Origin of the sequence: Bradyrhizobium sp. 141, from assembly GCF_023074055.1 — a bacterium.
Taxonomy (GTDB): domain Bacteria; phylum Pseudomonadota; class Alphaproteobacteria; order Rhizobiales; family Xanthobacteraceae; genus Bradyrhizobium.
The window spans coordinates 150,803-166,586 of the sequence record NZ_JADPKR010000094.1; the positions used below are offsets into that span (position 1 = coordinate 150,803).

Below are 15,784 nucleotides of genomic sequence, written 5' to 3' on the forward strand. Positions count from 1 at the left end.
CATGAACGTCATGGACAACCGCGCAACGTCCGCGATGCTGTATCTCGACGGCGTGCACGTCTCGTTCGACGGCTTCCACGCCATCAACAACCTTTCGCTGACGCTCGAGCCCGGCGAGATGCGTGCCATCATCGGCCCCAACGGCGCCGGCAAGACCACGATGATGGACATCATCACCGGCAAGACCAAGCCGGATGAAGGCACCGTGCTGTTCGACGGCGTCACTGATCTGACGCGGCTCGACGAGACCCGCATCGCCGAGCTCGGCATCGGCCGCAAGTTCCAGAAGCCGACCGTGTTCGAAAGCCAGACGGTGCAGGACAACCTCCTGCTCGCGCTCAATGTCGACCACTCGGTCCGCGGCACGCTGTTCTGGCGCGGCAGCAAGGCTGAGTCCGAGCGCATCGACAAGGTGCTGGAGACGATCCGCCTCACAGAGGCGCGCAACCGCCTCGCGGGCAGCCTCAGCCACGGCCAGAAGCAGTGGCTGGAGATCGGCATGCTGCTCGCGCAGGATCCGAAGCTGCTTCTCGTCGACGAGCCGGTCGCAGGGATGACCGACGTCGAGACCCATCTCACCGCCGAGCTGCTCAAGGAAATCAACAAGACCCATACCGTGATGGTGGTCGAGCACGACATGACGTTCGTGCGCGAGCTCGGCGTCAAGGTCACTTGCCTGCACGAAGGCACCGTGCTCGCGGAAGGAACCATCGACCAGGTCTCGTCCAACGAGCGGGTCATCGAAGTCTATCTGGGACGCTGAGCGATGCTTGAGGTCAAGGACATCAACCTGTTCTACGGCGCAGCGCAGGCGTTGCGCGGCGTCTCCATCGCGGCCGAGCCGGGCAAAGTCACTTGCGTGCTCGGGCGCAACGGCGTCGGCAAGACCTCGCTGTTGCGCGCGATGGTCGGGCAATACCCGATCTCGTCGGGTGCGATCGTGCTCGACGGCAGCGACATCACCGGCTTGAAGCCGTACGAGCGGGCGCGCAAGGGCATCGGCTTCGTGCCGCAGGGCCGCGAGATATTCCCGCTGCTGACGGTCGAGGAGAACCTCAAGACCGGCTTCGGTCCGCTCAAGCGCGAGGACAGGCACATTCCGGACGACGTGTTCTCGCTGTTTCCGGTGCTGCAATCCATGCTCGGCCGGCGCGGCGGCGATCTCTCCGGCGGTCAGCAGCAGCAGCTCGCGATCGGCCGCGCACTGGTGATGCGGCCGAAGCTGCTCCTGCTCGACGAGCCGACAGAGGGCATCCAGCCCTCGATCATCAAGGACATCGGACGCGCCATCTCCTATTTGCGCAACCTCGGCAACATCGCCATCGTGCTGGTCGAACAATATCTCGACTTTGCCTGCGAACTCGGCGACAGTTTCGCGGTGATGGATCGCGGCGCGGTGAAATTCACCTGCGACCGCAGCAATCTCGACGCGGGCGAGATCAGCCGCCAGATGGCGCTGTAAGCCATTCTGCAGCGACCGGCTGGGGAGGCGGATGCGCAGCGACGTTTCAGTTACGTCAACGGTTTTCGAGGCGAACCGGGCCCGCGGCGCGGTGCGCTTCGACGTCCATGCGCGCGATGGCGTGACGCGACGTGGCGTCTTGCATGAATCCGGCTCGCTGCGCGTGCGCTTTCCTTCGCCGGAAGACGAGGGACTGTCCGGCGTGTTCGTCAACACGGCCGGCGGCGTCGCCGGTGGGGACAGTTTCGATGTCGACATCACAGCGGGTCAAGGTTCGCGCCTGACATTGACGACGGCGGCGGCTGAAAAGGTCTATCGTGCGCCCGGGGCGGCGGCGCAGCTCAATATTGCCTTGAAGGTCGCCGCGGGTGCGCATCTCGGCTGGCTGCCGCAGGAGACGATCCTGTTCGATCGCGCGCGGGTCCATCGTCAGTTCGACATCGCGCTTGATGACGCAGCCTCGCTCCTGCTCTGCGAGATCGTCGTGTTCGGCCGCACAGCGATGGGTGAGCGGATGGAGCAGGGCGAGTTCGTCGATCGCTGGCGGCTGCGTCGTGGCGGCAGGCTGGTGTTTGCCGAGACGGTCCGGCTCGACGGCAATATCGGCGCAAAGCTCGACCGATCAGCCGTTGCCAAAGGCGGCGCCGCGATCGGGACCGCCCTGATCGTGCCCGGTGACGAGACACTGGTCGAGCGCATTCGCGAGGCCTCGGACTCATTCTCCGGCGAGGTCGGAATCTCGGCGTGGAATGGCTTTGCAATGGCGCGGTTCTGTGCCCAAGATGCGGCGCGCTTGCGCGCCGACATGATGGCGGTGCTGGCGCGCACCGGTGCCGCGCTGCCGCGGCTCTGGCTGAACTGACTGGCTGATTTGACGTGTGAACGGAAGAGATGTCGCATGAATCTGTCTCCCCGCGAAAAGGACAAGCTTCTGATCTCGATGGCGGCCATCGTGGCTCGCCGTCGGCTGGACCGCGGCGTCAAGCTCAACCATCCCGAGGCGATCGCGATCATCTCCGATTTCATCCTGGAAGGCGCGCGCGAGGGCCGCACCGTCGCCGAGCTGATGCAATCCGGCGCGCAGGTCCTGACCCGCGACCAGGTGATGGCGGGCATTCCCGAGATGATCCACGACATCCAGGTCGAGGCGACCTTTCCGGACGGCACCAAGCTCGTCACCGTGCACGAGCCGATTCGTTGAAGCGCGAAACTGTATCAACATCGTCATGCCCGGGCTTGTCCCGGGCATCCACGACTTTCGAACCAAGTGGCACTACGTGGATGGCCGGACAAGCCCGGCCATGACGCAGCGGAGCAAGACGAGGTAGCACATGATCCCCGGCGAACTCTTCATTCAGGACGGCGAGATCGAGCTCAATGCCGGCCGCAAGACCGCGACGCTGACGGTGGCCAATACCGGCGACCGCCCGATCCAGGTCGGCTCGCACTACCATTTCTTCGAGACCAATCCGGCGCTGAAATTCGACCGCAAGCAAGCCCGCGGCATGCGCCTCGACATCGCCGCCGGCACTGCCGTCCGCTTCGAGCCCGGCCAGACCCGCGACGTCCAGCTCGTCGCCGTGGCGGGCAAGAAGACCATCTACGGCTTCCGCGGCGACGTACAGGGCAAGCTGTGATCTCAGCAGGAACGAGCGCGGTGCGGCACGGTTGAGGCGGAAATGGAGGTTCTTGCCATGCTGTCACCCATCCGCCTGATCTCTGAAGCCGCCGAACTTGCCGCGCATCGCCACAATGGCATGGCGCGCAAGGGGCGCGGCAACGAGCCCTATATCAATCATCTCGCCGAGGTCGCGAACCTGCTTGCAACCGCGACGGATGGTGCCGACGCCGAGCTGGTCGCGGCCGGCTGGCTGCACGACACGATCGAGGACACCGACACCACCCGCGAGGAGCTCGCGCTGCTGTTTTCCGAGCGTGTTGCTTCCCTCGTCGCGGAATGCACCGATGACATGAGCCTGCCGAAAGCCGAGCGGCGGCGCCGGCAGGTGATGGACGCGCCGAAGAAATCCGCCGGCGCGAAGCTGATCAAGATCGCCGACAAGATCAGCAATACGGGGGCGCGCATTCAAACCGACCCGAGTGCCGAGGAGCGCGATGATCTCGCCGATTACGTCGAGTGGGCCACGCAGGTCGTCGCGGGCTGTCGTGGCGGCAATGCGTGGCTCGATACGAAATTCGATGATGCCGTGAAAGCAGCGAGGGCCTTGCTGTGATCCACCAAAAATTCAAACGCAAACGGGGCTTGTGATGTCCGTCAAGATGAAGCGTTCTGTCTACGCCGACATGTTCGGCCCGACCACAGGCGACAGGGTGCGGCTGGCCGACACCGATCTCATCATCGAGGTCGAGAAGGATTTTACCACCTATGGCGAGGAGGTGAAGTTTGGCGGCGGCAAGGTGATCCGCGACGGCATGGGGCAGTCGCAGGTCACCAACAAGCAGGGCGCGGCCGACACCGTCATCACCAATGCGCTGATCGTCGATCACTGGGGCATCGTGAAGGCCGACGTCGCCATCAAGGACGGCATGATCGCCGGCATCGGCAAGGCCGGCAATCCCGACATTCAGCCCGGCGTGACCATCATCATTGGTCCCGGCACCGACGTGATCGCGGGCGAGGGCAAGATCCTCACCGCCGGAGGCTTCGACAGCCATATCCATTTCATCTGCCCGCAGCAGATCGAGCACGCGCTGATGTCTGGCGTCACCTCGATGCTGGGTGGCGGCACAGGCCCCTCGCACGGCACCTTCGCGACCACCTGCACGCCGGGGCCGTGGCACATCGCGCGGATGATCCAGTCGTTCGACGCCTTCCCGGTCAATCTCGGCATTTCCGGCAAGGGCAACGCCTCGCGGCCTGCCGCGCTGGTCGAGATGATCAAGGCCGGCGCCTGCGCGCTGAAGCTGCACGAGGATTGGGGCACGACGCCGGCGGCGATCGACAACTGCCTGTCGGTTGCCGACGCTCACGACATCCAGGTGATGATCCACACCGACACGCTGAACGAATCGGGGTTCGTCGAGGACACGATCAAGGCGTTCAAGGGCCGCACCATCCATGCCTTCCACACCGAGGGTGCCGGCGGCGGTCACGCCCCTGACATCATCAAGGTCGCCGGGCTCAAGAACGTGCTGCCATCCTCGACCAACCCGACGCGGCCCTTCACGCGCAACACCATCGACGAGCATCTGGACATGCTGATGGTGTGCCACCACCTCGATCCCTCGATCGCCGAAGATCTCGCCTTCGCCGAGAGCCGTATCCGCAAGGAGACCATCGCCGCCGAGGACATCCTGCACGATCTCGGCGCGCTCTCGATGATGTCATCGGACTCCCAGGCCATGGGCCGGCTCGGCGAGGTCATCATCCGGACCTGGCAGACCGCCGACAAGATGAAGAAGCAGCGCGGGGCATTGCCGCAGGACAAGGGCAACGACAACGACAACTTTCGCGTCAAGCGCTACATCGCCAAATACACCATCAATCCGGCGATCGCGCACGGCGTGTCGAAGCTGATCGGCTCGGTCGAGAAGGGCAAGCTTGCCGATCTCGTGCTGTGGTCGCCCGCCTTCTTCGGCGTCAAGCCGGACTGCATCGTCAAGGGCGGCAGCATCGTCGCCGCGCCCATGGGCGATCCCAACGCCTCGATCCCGACGCCGCAGCCGGTGCACTATCAGCCGATGTTCGGTGCCTACGGCAAGGCGCGCACGGCATCCTCCGTGGTGTTCACCTCGAAAGCCGCGATCACCGGCGGTCTCGCGCGAAAACTCGGCATCGAGAAGAAGCTCTATGCGGTCCAAAACACCCGCGGCAAGATCTCCAAGAAGAGCATGATCCACAACGACGCCACGCCCAATATCGAGGTCGATCCGGAGACCTATGAGGTGCGCGCTGACGGCGAGCTGCTCACCTGCGCGCCTGCCGAGGTGCTGCCCATGGCGCAGCGATATTTCATGTACTGAAATAGCGCCTCAACGCATGTCCCAGGAACATGTCCTGACCGCATGTCCGGGGGCGGCTTTTCCGGATTTGCGTTCGATCCCGCCTGGTCTAATGTCCCGCCCGGTATCGTACCTTCAAAAGAAAAGCCGGGAGGATTTCTCGTGATCTACGTCGTCGCCACCTTGACCATCAAGCCTGAAACGCGCGCCGAATTCATTGCTGCGGCCACCGCCTGCATCAAGGAGACCCGGAAAGAGCCCGGCAATATCGCCTATGATCTGCATGAGAGCGTCACCGACCCTGCCAAGATGGTGTTCGTCGAGCAGTGGGAGAATGCCGAGGCGCTGGTGCCGCATCGCGGCATGGAGCACATGAAGACGTTCGGCCGCGTCGCGGTGAAGTGCTTCACGGCACCGCCGAAGATCGAGGTGATCACGCCCGAGAAGGTCGAGACACGGTAACAGGGTAAAAGCGCATGATCCGGGCGACGCAGGTTAAGGGACAGCACCGCTTCACGGAAGCGCCAATGGATACGGTCGTGCTCGATTTCGACGATCGGCACCGCCGCCGCATGGCGATGACGGGGACGCGGGGGCTCGAATTCCTGCTCGACCTGGAGAATGCCGTCGCGCTGCGCGGCGGCGATGCGCTGGTGCTGGAGGACGGAAGGCTGGTTGAGGTGGTCGCGGCACCCGAGCCGCTGCTGGAGATCCGCGGCCGCGATCCGCACCATCTCATCCGCGTCGGCTGGCATCTCGGCAACCGTCATCTGCCGACGCAGATCATGGCCAAAGCCTTGCGCATCCGCCGCGACCACGTCATCGAGGCCATGGTGAAGGGGCTCGGCGCGCGCGTGATCGAGATCGAGGCGCCGTTCGATCCCGAAGGCGGCGCCTATGCCGATGCCGGCCACGCGCATGGGCACGACGACCATGCGCATCACGATCACGGCCATCATCACGATCAGGGCCATCACGATCACCATGATCATCACGGCCACGATCACCACAATCATGGCCATGCCGCACATGACCATGGACACGATCATCACCATCACCACGACGAGCATTGCGACCATCCCGACCATCACCACGGCCACACGCATGCTCATGACCACAAATGAGCCGGTCCGTGCCGGTGACCTCGCCGAGCGCGAGGCGGCGGCGCTGTACCGGTTGATGACCTGGTTGTCGCCGGCGTTCCCGGTTGGAGGTTTCTCCTATTCCAGCGGCATCGAATGGGCGGTCGAGGCCGGTGACATCACGGATGCCGCGACGCTGGCCGACTGGCTCGACGCGATGCTCGGCGATGGCTCCGGCTTCTGCGATGCGACGTTCCTGGTCCATGCCTATCGCGCCACGGAGGCGGCCGAGGAGACCACGTTGAACGATATCGCCGAGCTCGCCGCCGCCTTCGTGCCGTCGCGCGAGCGGCAGCTGGAGACGAGCTCGCAGGGCCGCGCCTTCATCGACATCGCCCGCGCCGCGTGGGATGCAGACGGGCTGGATGCCATGGTTGCGGCATGCCGCACGCCACTGGTCTATCCGGTCGCAATCGGCGTGGTCGCAGCTAAGCACGGTGTGCCATTGGCGCCGACGCTCCACGCCTTCCTGCATGCGCTGGTCTCGAACTGGATTTCCGCGGCCAGCCGGCTCATTCCGCTCGGCCAGACCGACAGCCAGCGCGTGCTGGTGAGGCTGGAAGCCGCTGTGGCCGCGACCGCCAATCGTGCGCTGAATGCGACATTGGACGATCTCGGCGGCACGACCTTCCGCGCGGATCTCGCCAGCCTGCGGCACGAGACGCAATATACGCGGCTGTTCCGATCGTGAGAGCGAGGCGGCCTTCAACCCAGCGAGAGCGAGCGAATTCCATGTCGAAATCTCACGGCCCTTTGCGTGTCGGCGTCGGCGGCCCGGTCGGATCGGGTAAGACCGCGCTTATGGACCTGCTCTGCAAGACCATGCGCGAACGCTATGACATCGCCGCGATCACCAACGACATCTACACCAAATGGGACGCGGAGTTCCTGGTGCGTTCGGGCTCGCTGACGCCGGACCGCATTGCCGGCGTCGAGACCGGCGGCTGCCCGCACACCGCGATCCGCGAGGATGCCTCGATGAATCTCGCCGCGGTCGCGGACATGCGCGCCAAGTTTCCCGGGCTCGATCTCGTGCTGATCGAGTCCGGCGGCGACAATCTCGCTGCCACTTTTTCCCCGGAGCTGGCCGACCTGACCATCTACGTCATCGACGTGGCGGCCGGCGACAAGATCCCGTCCAAGGGCGGCCCCGGCATCACCCGATCCGACCTTCTGGTCATCAACAAGATCGATCTCGCCCCCCATGTCGGTGCCTCCCTGGAGAAGATGGACACGGATGCCAGGCGCATGCGCGGCGAGCGTCCTTTCGTCATGACTAACCTGAAGAAGAGCGAGGGGCTTGACCGCATCGTCGGCTTCATCGAGGCCAAAGGCGGCTTGAAACGGGCAGGCTGACGGCGCGACGACTTGGCGCACGCACTTTTCGCCGTTAACCTTGGGGTCGAACCACAACCAGGGAACAAATTTCGGACACGGCGATTGATTACCTCCGGCGCCCGGGCAATCCATCCCGGCCAGACCATCGGCCGGACGGATTAAGCTTTTCAGGCGACCTACGTTGCGTACCGATGTCTCCTCCTTCATTATCTCTGCCACTGGGGTTCACCCTGTTTCGGCACGTAGCCGTTCGAGCGGCGTTCATATGCTCCTTGTTTATTGCCGACCTCCTGCGTTCGCCTGAGTAGTCGCGTGGTCCGGCTGGGTTTCATCATCGGCTTCATCGCTCTGCTCGGAGCCTTGCTCTCCGGGCTTGCGGCTTATCGCGTCCACGACCAGGAGCTGGCGTTGGATCGGATCGCGCTCGCGCGTGCGATCGACGTTCACGCCAGCCTGGTCCAGGATCGGCTCACCGAGCGCGAACTGCTCGCACGTGTCGCTTCAGGCCTGTTCCGCACGCCATCCGTGATCAAGCCGAACATGCTGGAGCCGCTGCGCTCGGCCATCTACGCCTTCAAAACGGATTTCGTAGTGGCCGGCTGGATCGCCCGGCTGAAGCCGAACGAGCTTACGGCGGCGCAGGCTGCCATTGGCGGCGCCGGCTTCCCGAATCCGAAGATCCGCACCTATGACGACAAGCCGATCAATCCGGCCGAGATCACCCAGCCGATCGACGTACTGTTGGATCTCGAACCGCGCAGCGACGAGACCAAGGCTCTGCCGGGCCGTAGTTACGATCAGGACCCGGTTCGCAGCGCCATGTTGACGCGCGCCCGCATCGAGAAGAGGTCGGTGGCTTCGGACCCGGTCCCGCTGTTGCGCGCAAACGGGCCGATCGGCGTCATCGTGGCCGCACCCGTCGTTCCCGAGGGAGCAACCGAGCCGGCCGGGTTCGTCACGTTCTCCTACGAGCTCGCCTCGCTGATGTTGACCAATGACGACATGTCGTTGTTCTCGGTCGCGCTCAGGGATCCGCGCAAGGAAGGCGGCGAGCTGATCGCCAACGACCAGGGCGTGGTCTCGACGCGCAGGGCGGCGGTGGACGGACCTGCGCCGTCGGCAACGCGCACGGTGAGCTTCGGTGGCCGTGATTGGCAGCTCGGCTACTATGCGAAGACCAACTCAGCGCGCCGTGCCGAGCAGACCGCGATCATCGTGGCGGCGATCGGCTTTGCCATCACTGCGATGGTGTGCGGCCTGTTCGGCTATGTCGCCTACAATAATCTGAGGCTCAGCCGGGAAATCCAGGTCAGAATCGGCTTCGAGCGCCGGCTGACCGCGGTGATCGACGAACTCAACCACCGGGTCAAGAACATCCTTGCGGTCATCCAGTCGATCGTGACGCGCACCTTGCGTCACGGCTCGGACATCGACGTCGCCCGCGAGCTCCTGATCGGCCGCATCCACGCCATGTCGAACGTGGTCTCTCTGCTCAGCGAGAGCCAATGGCAGGGGGTCAAGCTGAAGGGCCTGTTCGAAGCGCGCGCCATTCCGCATGCCGATCGCATCGCCGTGACCGGTCCCGACATCGCCGTCAGCGCGCGCGCGGCGCAGAGCCTCTCACTGCTGTTCTTCGAGCTGGCCTCGCATTCCGACGAGGGCCTGTCGCTGGTCGGAAAGCATCCGCACATCACCGCCAGCTGGACGGTGACAGGCGAGGGGACTGACGAGGTCTTCCATTTCCGCTGGGAGGAGCTCAACACCAGCGAGGCGACGCGCCGCCCCGATTCCGATTTCGGCCTGATCCTGCTCGACCGCGTCGCCCCCGAGGCGCTCGGCGGCACCGCCAAGCGCTATTTCACCGACGCCTCCTACGTCTATGAGCTGACCGCACCGATGGAAACGGTGGTCGACATGACCGAACGCGATCGCACGGATAAGATCTCGGCCCCGGTGAGGCCTGCGCGATAAACGTCGTGCGGCTAAGTCTTCGGCCGCAACACCACGTCGACCAGATGGCGGGCGTAAGCCGGCGTGATCGGTGCGATGCCGAAGACGTAGCGATAGAACAGGCTGCCGTAGATGGCGTCGTAGAGATCCTCAGCCGGCCCTTCGGCCAGGATGCTGCCGTCGTTCTGGCCTGCCGCAATCATCTCCACCAGCGCATCGCGACGGAACTGCAGATAGCGGGCGTAGAACAGCTCGGCGGAGCCGGTCTTGGAAATGCATTCGGAGATGACGGCGAGTTGGACCTTGCCGAACTCGCCCTGGAGCGCCTCGGTATAGGCCGCGGCATGGCGGCGCGCGCGCGCCGCAGGGCTGCCGGAACTCGCCGGGGGCAGCGGCAGCATCTGGGCGGCATGTTGGAGAAAGGCGTCGATCAAGAGCGCCTCGCGCGACGGCCACCATTTGTAGATCGTCATCTTGGAGACGCTGGAGTGGCGGGCGACCGCGTCGATGGTGGTGGCGGCAAGGCCGGTGGAAGCCATCAGGGCATAGGCGCTTTCGAGAATGGCGTTGCTGGTTTCGATCGATCGCGGCCGGCCGCGCCGAGGAGCGCTGTCGGCCCTGTCACCCCCGCCATTCGCCGTCACCACGCCCGGTCTCCCCGCGCAACCCGCTCCTGCTCCGGGATAGCGCAGGCGCGGCGGCCAACCTAGCGGAATCGCGACGGCCAAAGCATGATCCGGAAAAGTGCGCAGCGGTTTTCCGAAAAGATCATGCTCAAACAACAGCCCAAAGCGGGATGACGACGCATGCTGATCGCGTCGCGCTTTAGGCCTGCTGCCGCAAGGCGGCTGGCAGGTCCTGCCATTTCGACCAGGCGACGTAGTAGGCCACCGCGCTCATCGCGGCGAATCCGGCGAGGCTCACCACGATCTGCATCACCACCAGATTGGCGCTGGTGATCAGGATGAGATGGCCGGCAAAGGACAGGAACACCCCGGCGCAGAACACGGCGAGCCATTCCTCACCGCATCTGATGACCGCCTGCAGCGGCTTCAGCCGCAGTCCGGGATGATCGGCCGGAATGAGATGGGTCGCGAGGAAGGCGAGCGCGAGGAAGTGAACCACGCGATAGGGCGCAAGGTTTTCCTTGTCCGTCGGCGCGATGCTGTCGAGGAGAAGGTCCGGCAAATAAGCCGACAATGCCGGCGAATGGCGCAGCAAGGTGACGGCCATCGCGAATATGAGATAGGCACCGGCGAGGATCCGCAGCCAGGGCATGTCGCGTAGCGCGCGCCCGGGCGCGTCTGTCACGGCGAACCAGCCCCCGAGCACCATCAGCATCTGCCAGCACAGCGGATTGAAGGTCCACTCCTGGTCCGGATAGACCCGAAAATTCCAGTCGAACCAGCGTGCGGCAAGATACAGCGCGATCGATGCCGCCAACGTCAGGCTCGGCCGCCGCAACAGGCCCCACAGTGCTAGTGGAAAAAAGGCCATCAAGGGGATCATCAACTGCAGGAGATCGAGGTTCAGCGGCTCCTCCTGGAGCACGAGTCCGCGGACCAGGATGCGCAGCGGGTGCTCGAGAATCCCCGAGATGTTGTATTCGTGGATGATTTCGGGCGCCATCGACTGCGAGGCGACGTAGGTGATGGTGGCGATATAGATCACGAACAGCACGACATAGGCGGCATAGAGCCGCCAGACGCGGCGAAGGATTCGCGTCGCCGCGACCACGTAGTCGCGCTCCAGCGCGATCCGGCCGTGGATGATCGCGACGCCATAACCCACAACGAACACGAACAGGTCTGCGGCGCCGCTGAAGCCGAAGTTACGCAGCGTCAGCAGGTTGACGACGTTGTTCGGGATGTGGTCGACGAAAATCGACCAATTGGCGATGCCAAGCGTCAAATACAGCCTGGCGTCGTGCTGGAATGCGGAGAGGTTCGCCTTGACGGAAGGTTTCATTGAGTAAAATAGCTTTGGGAATCAGGATGATGCTTTTACCGGCAACCGCCTGCCCATCCGAGTAGCGTTTGCGTGAGCGAAGGCATTCGTCCCGCCTGGCGAAAAATTGCGCGGCGTCGCCTGCGTCGAGCTGGGGGAGGTTCTCGCAGTACTTATAACGAAATTTTCTACCCGATCGGACCGTTACTCGGCCGGTTCGGCCGCTACCTCGTCGGAGACACCGGCGCGGCTTGCCATGATGCCGAGGGCGACGCCGCCGATCGCCAGGATCGGCAGCAGCCGCTTGACGCCGATGGCACGAACGATCTGCAGCCCGGTGGCGAGCAGCATGGGGTCCGCGAGCATGCTTTGCGCCGCCGACTTCGCGGCCCGCTCGGCCGCGATCTGGGCTTGCTTGCGCAACTCCCGCTTGTAGGCCCAGTAGCTCACCGCTGCGGCCAGGGTCAGTAAAAAGAAGACGCCGGCACCCGCGAGGCAGGCTTGCACCGGACCATACTTATTGAGCACCGAGATGAACGCCGCCGCGCACAGGAAGCACGTGGTGATGAACAGCGCGAACGCCGCGCCCGCGGCCAGGGAGGTCAGCCGCATAGTCGTACCGGTGGATGCACTGATCCCGTCGATGATGCGCTGAAACATGGCCTTGCTCCTCAAATCCCCACAAGCCGAATCGTCCACAAGCCGGCATCGGCGGCGCAGTAGCGCCGCCGTCTCAATATCCGTTCGCGCTGCCTACCGGCGCCAGGCGGCACCGATCAGGAAGCCGATGCCGAGCGCGAGCCCGACGGTCGCAAGCGGCCGCTGCGTGATCGCGTCTTCGAGCGTCTCCTCGATCGATCCGTAGGCCTCCTGGGCCGCGCCCATCATTGCGCTGCCGCGCTCCGACATGTCGTCCATCGCGGTATCCACGTTCTCGCGCGCCTGGCGATAGCCGCGGCGGGCCTGCTTGCTGGTGGAATTGGCGAAGGTATTGAGCGCGTCGGTGATCTGGTCGGTGAGGGCGGCGATATCGCTTTTCACGGCTGCTACATCCTTCTCGAGGCGTTCTCTGGTGGCTTTGTCGGTCCAGTCTCTCATCCCGGCTTCGGCATTGGGCGTGGACATCAGGAGCTCCGAACTGTTGACGGCTGAGATAGCCGGAGAACGTTTCGTCATCGGGGAAGTTCCGATCGCGGAAACCGGTCAGTCCTGCGGAAGCTGCGGCGCATCCGCCGGCAACAGATGCTCCTTGAGGATCAGGGCCACGATCAGCAGCGGCGACGCCAGGAAGGCGCCCATCGGGCCCCACATCCAGGTCCAGAATGCCAGCGCAAGCAGGACCGCAAGTGCGTTCAGCGCCAGCCGCCGGCCGATGATGGTCGGGGTGATGAAGTGTCCTTCCAGGAAGGTGAGGCCGCCGAAGGCGAGCGCGGCCATGAGGCCGCCGCTGATGGTCGGGAAGGCGACCAGCCCCACCACGACCAGCACCACGAACATCGCGACCGGTCCGATGATCGGGATGAAATTGAGCGTTGCCGCCAGCGCGCCGAGCCCGGCCGGATTGGGCATGCCGGTAAGCGCGCAGATGATGCCGGTGGCGACGCCGACGCCGACATTGATGAGGGTGACGGTCAGGAGGTAATTGCCGAGATGGACCTCGATCTCGTTGAGGATCCGGAGCGTACGCAGCCGCGCGTCGCGATCGCTGAAAGTCATGATCATGGCCCGCCGCAGGTCGCGCCAGCTTGCGATGAACAGGATCAGGGTGACGAAGAACAGCAGGAATTCGGTAAAGGTCGGCGACAGGAATTCCAGCGTCGGCTGCACCCACTCGACCTTCGGCATCTGGAAGCTGGGCAATCCTTCCGAACCGCCGAGCATGGCTTGCATCTCGCGCCACAGCGAAAGTGGCCGGTCGAACACGTGCAGCTTGTCCTTCAACTGCGCGCCAAGCTCCGGCAGGCGCGTGCTCCACTCCATCACGGGCGAGGCGATCAGCGCCACCACGAAGGCGACCACCGCGGTCACTGCGACCACAATCAGGACGGCGCCGAGGCTGCGGGGGACTTTGCTGCGCTCAAGCAAGCTCGCCGCCGGCGATAGCATGGTGCCGGTGACAAAGGCCATCACCACGGGCAGGAAGAATGCCTTCCCGACATAGAGCACGGTGACGACCGCAATCAGGAGCAAGCCAGCGAGCGCGAAGGCGACAAACTCGGTGCGGCGGATGATCGGCGGTAGCTCACTATGGCTCTCGGGAAGCGGCTCACCTTCGCTGTTGCCGGGGATCAGACGTTCATTGGGAAGGACGCGCACAATCTCTCTCCCGCACGGAAGCCTCGATCCGCGCGCCCATTGACGGCTGATAATGCGCGAGCGTCGCCGCGGTTCCATCGCGGCTTCGTGAACACGTGCTCGCTTGACTGTGACAAGGCTGCCGCGCGCCGCGCCGGAACTTGGATCGCGCATGCGGAGTTCATTGGGAAGCGCATCACCCTGATGCACACATCCAACGGGGCAGCACATGACAAAGTTCTCTGCAGTCCGTCGCAGCTTTTCGCCGCGCGCCGTCGCCGCATTCGCCTTCGCAGCCGCTTTGGCCACGGTGCCCTTCGGCGGCGCGAGCGGGCAAACCCTCGGCTATGCGCCGATGCAGCCGCAGGCGTACCCGCAGGACCAGGTTTACTCGCAGGGCTACGTGAACGAGGCGCCGCAGGCGGCTGACGAGGATGCCCAGCTGCCCGATCGCCTGCGCAAGCAGATCGTCGGCTTCGACCGCAGCGAGCCGGCCGGCACCCTCGTGATCGATACCAACAACACCTATCTCTATTACGTGCTCGGCAATGGCCGTGCGATCCGCTATGGCGTCGGCGTCGGCCGCGAAGGCTTCACCTGGTCCGGCGTGCAGAGCGTCAGCCGCAAGGCGGAATGGCCGGACTGGCATCCGCCGGCCGAGATGATCGCGCGTCAGCCCTATCTGCCCCGCTTCGTCGCCGGCGGCCCCGGCAACCCGCTGGGCGCGCGTGCGATGTATCTCGGCTCCAGCGAATTCCGCATCCACGGCACCAACGATCCCTCCACAATCGGCAAGTTCGTCTCATCCGGCTGCATCCGCATGACCAATGAGGACGTCATCGACCTGTTCGGCCGCGTCAATGTCGGCGCCAAGGTCGTGGTGCTGCCAAAGAACGCGCCGTTGATGGCCAAAGGCGGCGACCCCGTGCGCAAGCGCCCGGCCGTGACGGCAATGCCCTCGGGGCGGCAGGCGCTGAATATCTCGGCGTCGTCGGTGAACTAGGAATTCAGTGAGGTCACATGAGTAAACGCTCGATCCGCAAATTGGCCGTTGGCGTGGCGGCAATGTTGGCCGTTGCTTTCTCCGGTCTTGCGCTAACGCCATCGGCGCATGCGGAAGACTTCTTCTCGGCGCTGTTCGGCGCGTTTGGGGGCCGACCTCCGCAAATCCGAGCGCCGTTTCCCAATGACGGCATGCCGCGTTACGACGTGCCGCGCCAGCGGGCCGCCTATGGCGGGGGCACGGCCTATTGCGTGCGTGGCTGCGATGGCCGCTACTTCCCGGCGCAAGGCACCGATGCCGAGAGCAAGGCGAAATCCTGCAAGAGCTTCTGTCCGGCTTCCGAAACCTCGCTGGTCTATGGCAGCAATATCGACGACGCCACCACGGACAGCGGAAAATCCTATTCCGACCTGCCGAACGCCTTCCGCTATCGCAACGAGATCGTCGCGGGCTGCACCTGCAACGGCAAGGATCCGGCCGGGCTCGCATCGGTCAAGGTCGAGGACGACCCCACCTTACGCAAGGGCGACATCGTCGCCGGCGCCGACGGCCTCGTGGTCGCCAGCCGCAATGCCAACGACCGCCGTGGCGTCGCGATGAACTTCTCGCCGCTGCCGGACTCGGTGCGCGCCAAATTCCGCCAGGTGCCGGTGGTGGCGAAGGAGTAGGGGCAATGGGGCGCGC

19 protein-coding genes are annotated in these 15,784 nt (G+C 64.4%); 14 read left to right on the plus strand and 5 right to left on the minus strand.

The features are described 5' to 3' along the window. Position 1 precedes the first annotated feature (1 nt). The 12 genes from urtD (at position 2) to IVA81_RS28225 (ending at position 9,876) form a co-directional block, all read left to right on the plus strand. Positions 2-763 carry an urea ABC transporter ATP-binding protein UrtD gene (gene urtD, locus IVA81_RS28170; RefSeq protein ID WP_097659970.1) on the plus strand — a complete coding sequence of 254 codons (762 nt, stop codon included), beginning with the start codon at positions 2-4 and terminating at the stop codon, positions 761-763. Positions 764-766: 3 nt separating this feature from the next. Beyond that, a complete protein-coding gene (gene urtE, locus IVA81_RS28175; RefSeq protein ID WP_247324061.1) occupies positions 767-1,462 on the plus strand; it encodes an urea ABC transporter ATP-binding subunit UrtE in 696 nt (231 codons plus the stop codon). A 31-nt stretch (positions 1,463-1,493) separates the two neighbouring features. Continuing rightward, positions 1,494-2,324: an urease accessory protein UreD gene (locus IVA81_RS28180; RefSeq protein ID WP_247324063.1), complete on the plus strand. Its 831-nt coding sequence runs from the start codon at positions 1,494-1,496 to the stop codon at positions 2,322-2,324. A 36-nt stretch (positions 2,325-2,360) separates the two neighbouring features. Then, positions 2,361-2,663, plus strand: coding sequence for an urease subunit gamma (locus IVA81_RS28185; RefSeq protein WP_247324065.1), 303 nt, complete (start codon positions 2,361-2,363; stop codon positions 2,661-2,663). A gap of 130 nt (positions 2,664-2,793) precedes the next feature. After that, the gene (locus tag IVA81_RS28190) at positions 2,794-3,099 is read left to right on the plus strand and encodes an urease subunit beta (protein ID WP_247324067.1); all 306 of its coding nucleotides are present in this window, start codon (positions 2,794-2,796) and stop codon (positions 3,097-3,099) included. 57 nt (positions 3,100-3,156) lie between these two features. Next, positions 3,157-3,696, plus strand: a complete 540-nt coding sequence (locus IVA81_RS28195; RefSeq protein ID WP_247324069.1) for an HD domain-containing protein — start codon at positions 3,157-3,159, stop codon at positions 3,694-3,696. 34 nt (positions 3,697-3,730) lie between these two features. Next, positions 3,731-5,446, plus strand: coding sequence for an urease subunit alpha (gene ureC / locus IVA81_RS28200; protein ID WP_247324071.1), 1,716 nt, complete (start codon positions 3,731-3,733; stop codon positions 5,444-5,446). A 141-nt stretch (positions 5,447-5,587) separates the two neighbouring features. Then, positions 5,588-5,887, plus strand: a complete 300-nt coding sequence (locus IVA81_RS28205) for a putative quinol monooxygenase (RefSeq protein ID WP_018318764.1) — start codon at positions 5,588-5,590, stop codon at positions 5,885-5,887. Between the two features lie 14 nt (positions 5,888-5,901). Then, complete coding sequence (gene ureE / locus IVA81_RS28210; protein WP_247324072.1) at positions 5,902-6,549, plus strand: urease accessory protein UreE; 648 nt, start codon at positions 5,902-5,904, stop codon at positions 6,547-6,549. Next, positions 6,530-7,258, plus strand: coding sequence for an urease accessory protein UreF (locus IVA81_RS28215; protein WP_247324330.1), 729 nt, complete (start codon positions 6,530-6,532; stop codon positions 7,256-7,258). The genes ureE and IVA81_RS28215 overlap by 20 nt, the downstream gene beginning before the upstream one ends. 41 nt (positions 7,259-7,299) lie before the next feature. Beyond that, positions 7,300-7,923: an urease accessory protein UreG gene (gene ureG / locus IVA81_RS28220; protein WP_008131868.1), complete on the plus strand. Its 624-nt coding sequence runs from the start codon at positions 7,300-7,302 to the stop codon at positions 7,921-7,923. 294 nt (positions 7,924-8,217) lie between these two features. Then, positions 8,218-9,876, plus strand: coding sequence for an HWE histidine kinase domain-containing protein (locus tag IVA81_RS28225; RefSeq protein WP_247324074.1), 1,659 nt, complete (start codon positions 8,218-8,220; stop codon positions 9,874-9,876). An 11-nt stretch (positions 9,877-9,887) separates the two neighbouring features. On the opposite strand, the gene IVA81_RS28230 is transcribed toward IVA81_RS28225, so the two are convergent. From IVA81_RS28230 to IVA81_RS28250, 5 genes are all read right to left on the minus strand, one after another. Continuing rightward, positions 9,888-10,502 (minus strand): TetR/AcrR family transcriptional regulator, encoded by a 615-nt coding sequence (locus IVA81_RS28230; protein WP_247324076.1) that lies wholly within the window; start codon positions 10,500-10,502, stop codon positions 9,888-9,890. A 178-nt stretch (positions 10,503-10,680) separates the two neighbouring features. Next, entirely contained in the window at positions 10,681-11,823 is a 1,143-nt protein-coding gene (locus IVA81_RS28235; protein WP_247324078.1) for an OpgC domain-containing protein, read from the minus strand. 183 nt (positions 11,824-12,006) lie between these two features. Next, positions 12,007-12,462, minus strand: coding sequence for a hypothetical protein (locus IVA81_RS28240; RefSeq protein ID WP_247324081.1), 456 nt, complete (start codon positions 12,460-12,462; stop codon positions 12,007-12,009). 93 nt (positions 12,463-12,555) lie between these two features. Beyond that, entirely contained in the window at positions 12,556-12,927 is a 372-nt protein-coding gene (locus IVA81_RS28245; RefSeq protein ID WP_247324083.1) for a DUF883 family protein, read from the minus strand. 78 nt (positions 12,928-13,005) lie between these two features. After that, on the minus strand, positions 13,006-14,118 hold the full coding sequence (locus IVA81_RS28250) for an AI-2E family transporter (RefSeq protein WP_247324087.1): 1,113 nt from the start codon (positions 14,116-14,118) through the stop codon (positions 13,006-13,008). A gap of 208 nt (positions 14,119-14,326) precedes the next feature. Between IVA81_RS28250 and IVA81_RS28255 the strand changes: the two genes are divergently transcribed. Both IVA81_RS28255 and IVA81_RS28260 read left to right on the plus strand, forming a co-directional pair. Continuing rightward, the gene (locus IVA81_RS28255; protein WP_247324088.1) at positions 14,327-15,100 is read left to right on the plus strand and encodes a L,D-transpeptidase; all 774 of its coding nucleotides are present in this window, start codon (positions 14,327-14,329) and stop codon (positions 15,098-15,100) included. A gap of 17 nt (positions 15,101-15,117) precedes the next feature. Beyond that, positions 15,118-15,768 carry a DUF2865 domain-containing protein gene (locus IVA81_RS28260; protein WP_247324090.1) on the plus strand — a complete coding sequence of 217 codons (651 nt, stop codon included), beginning with the start codon at positions 15,118-15,120 and terminating at the stop codon, positions 15,766-15,768. Positions 15,769-15,784 lie beyond the last annotated feature (16 nt).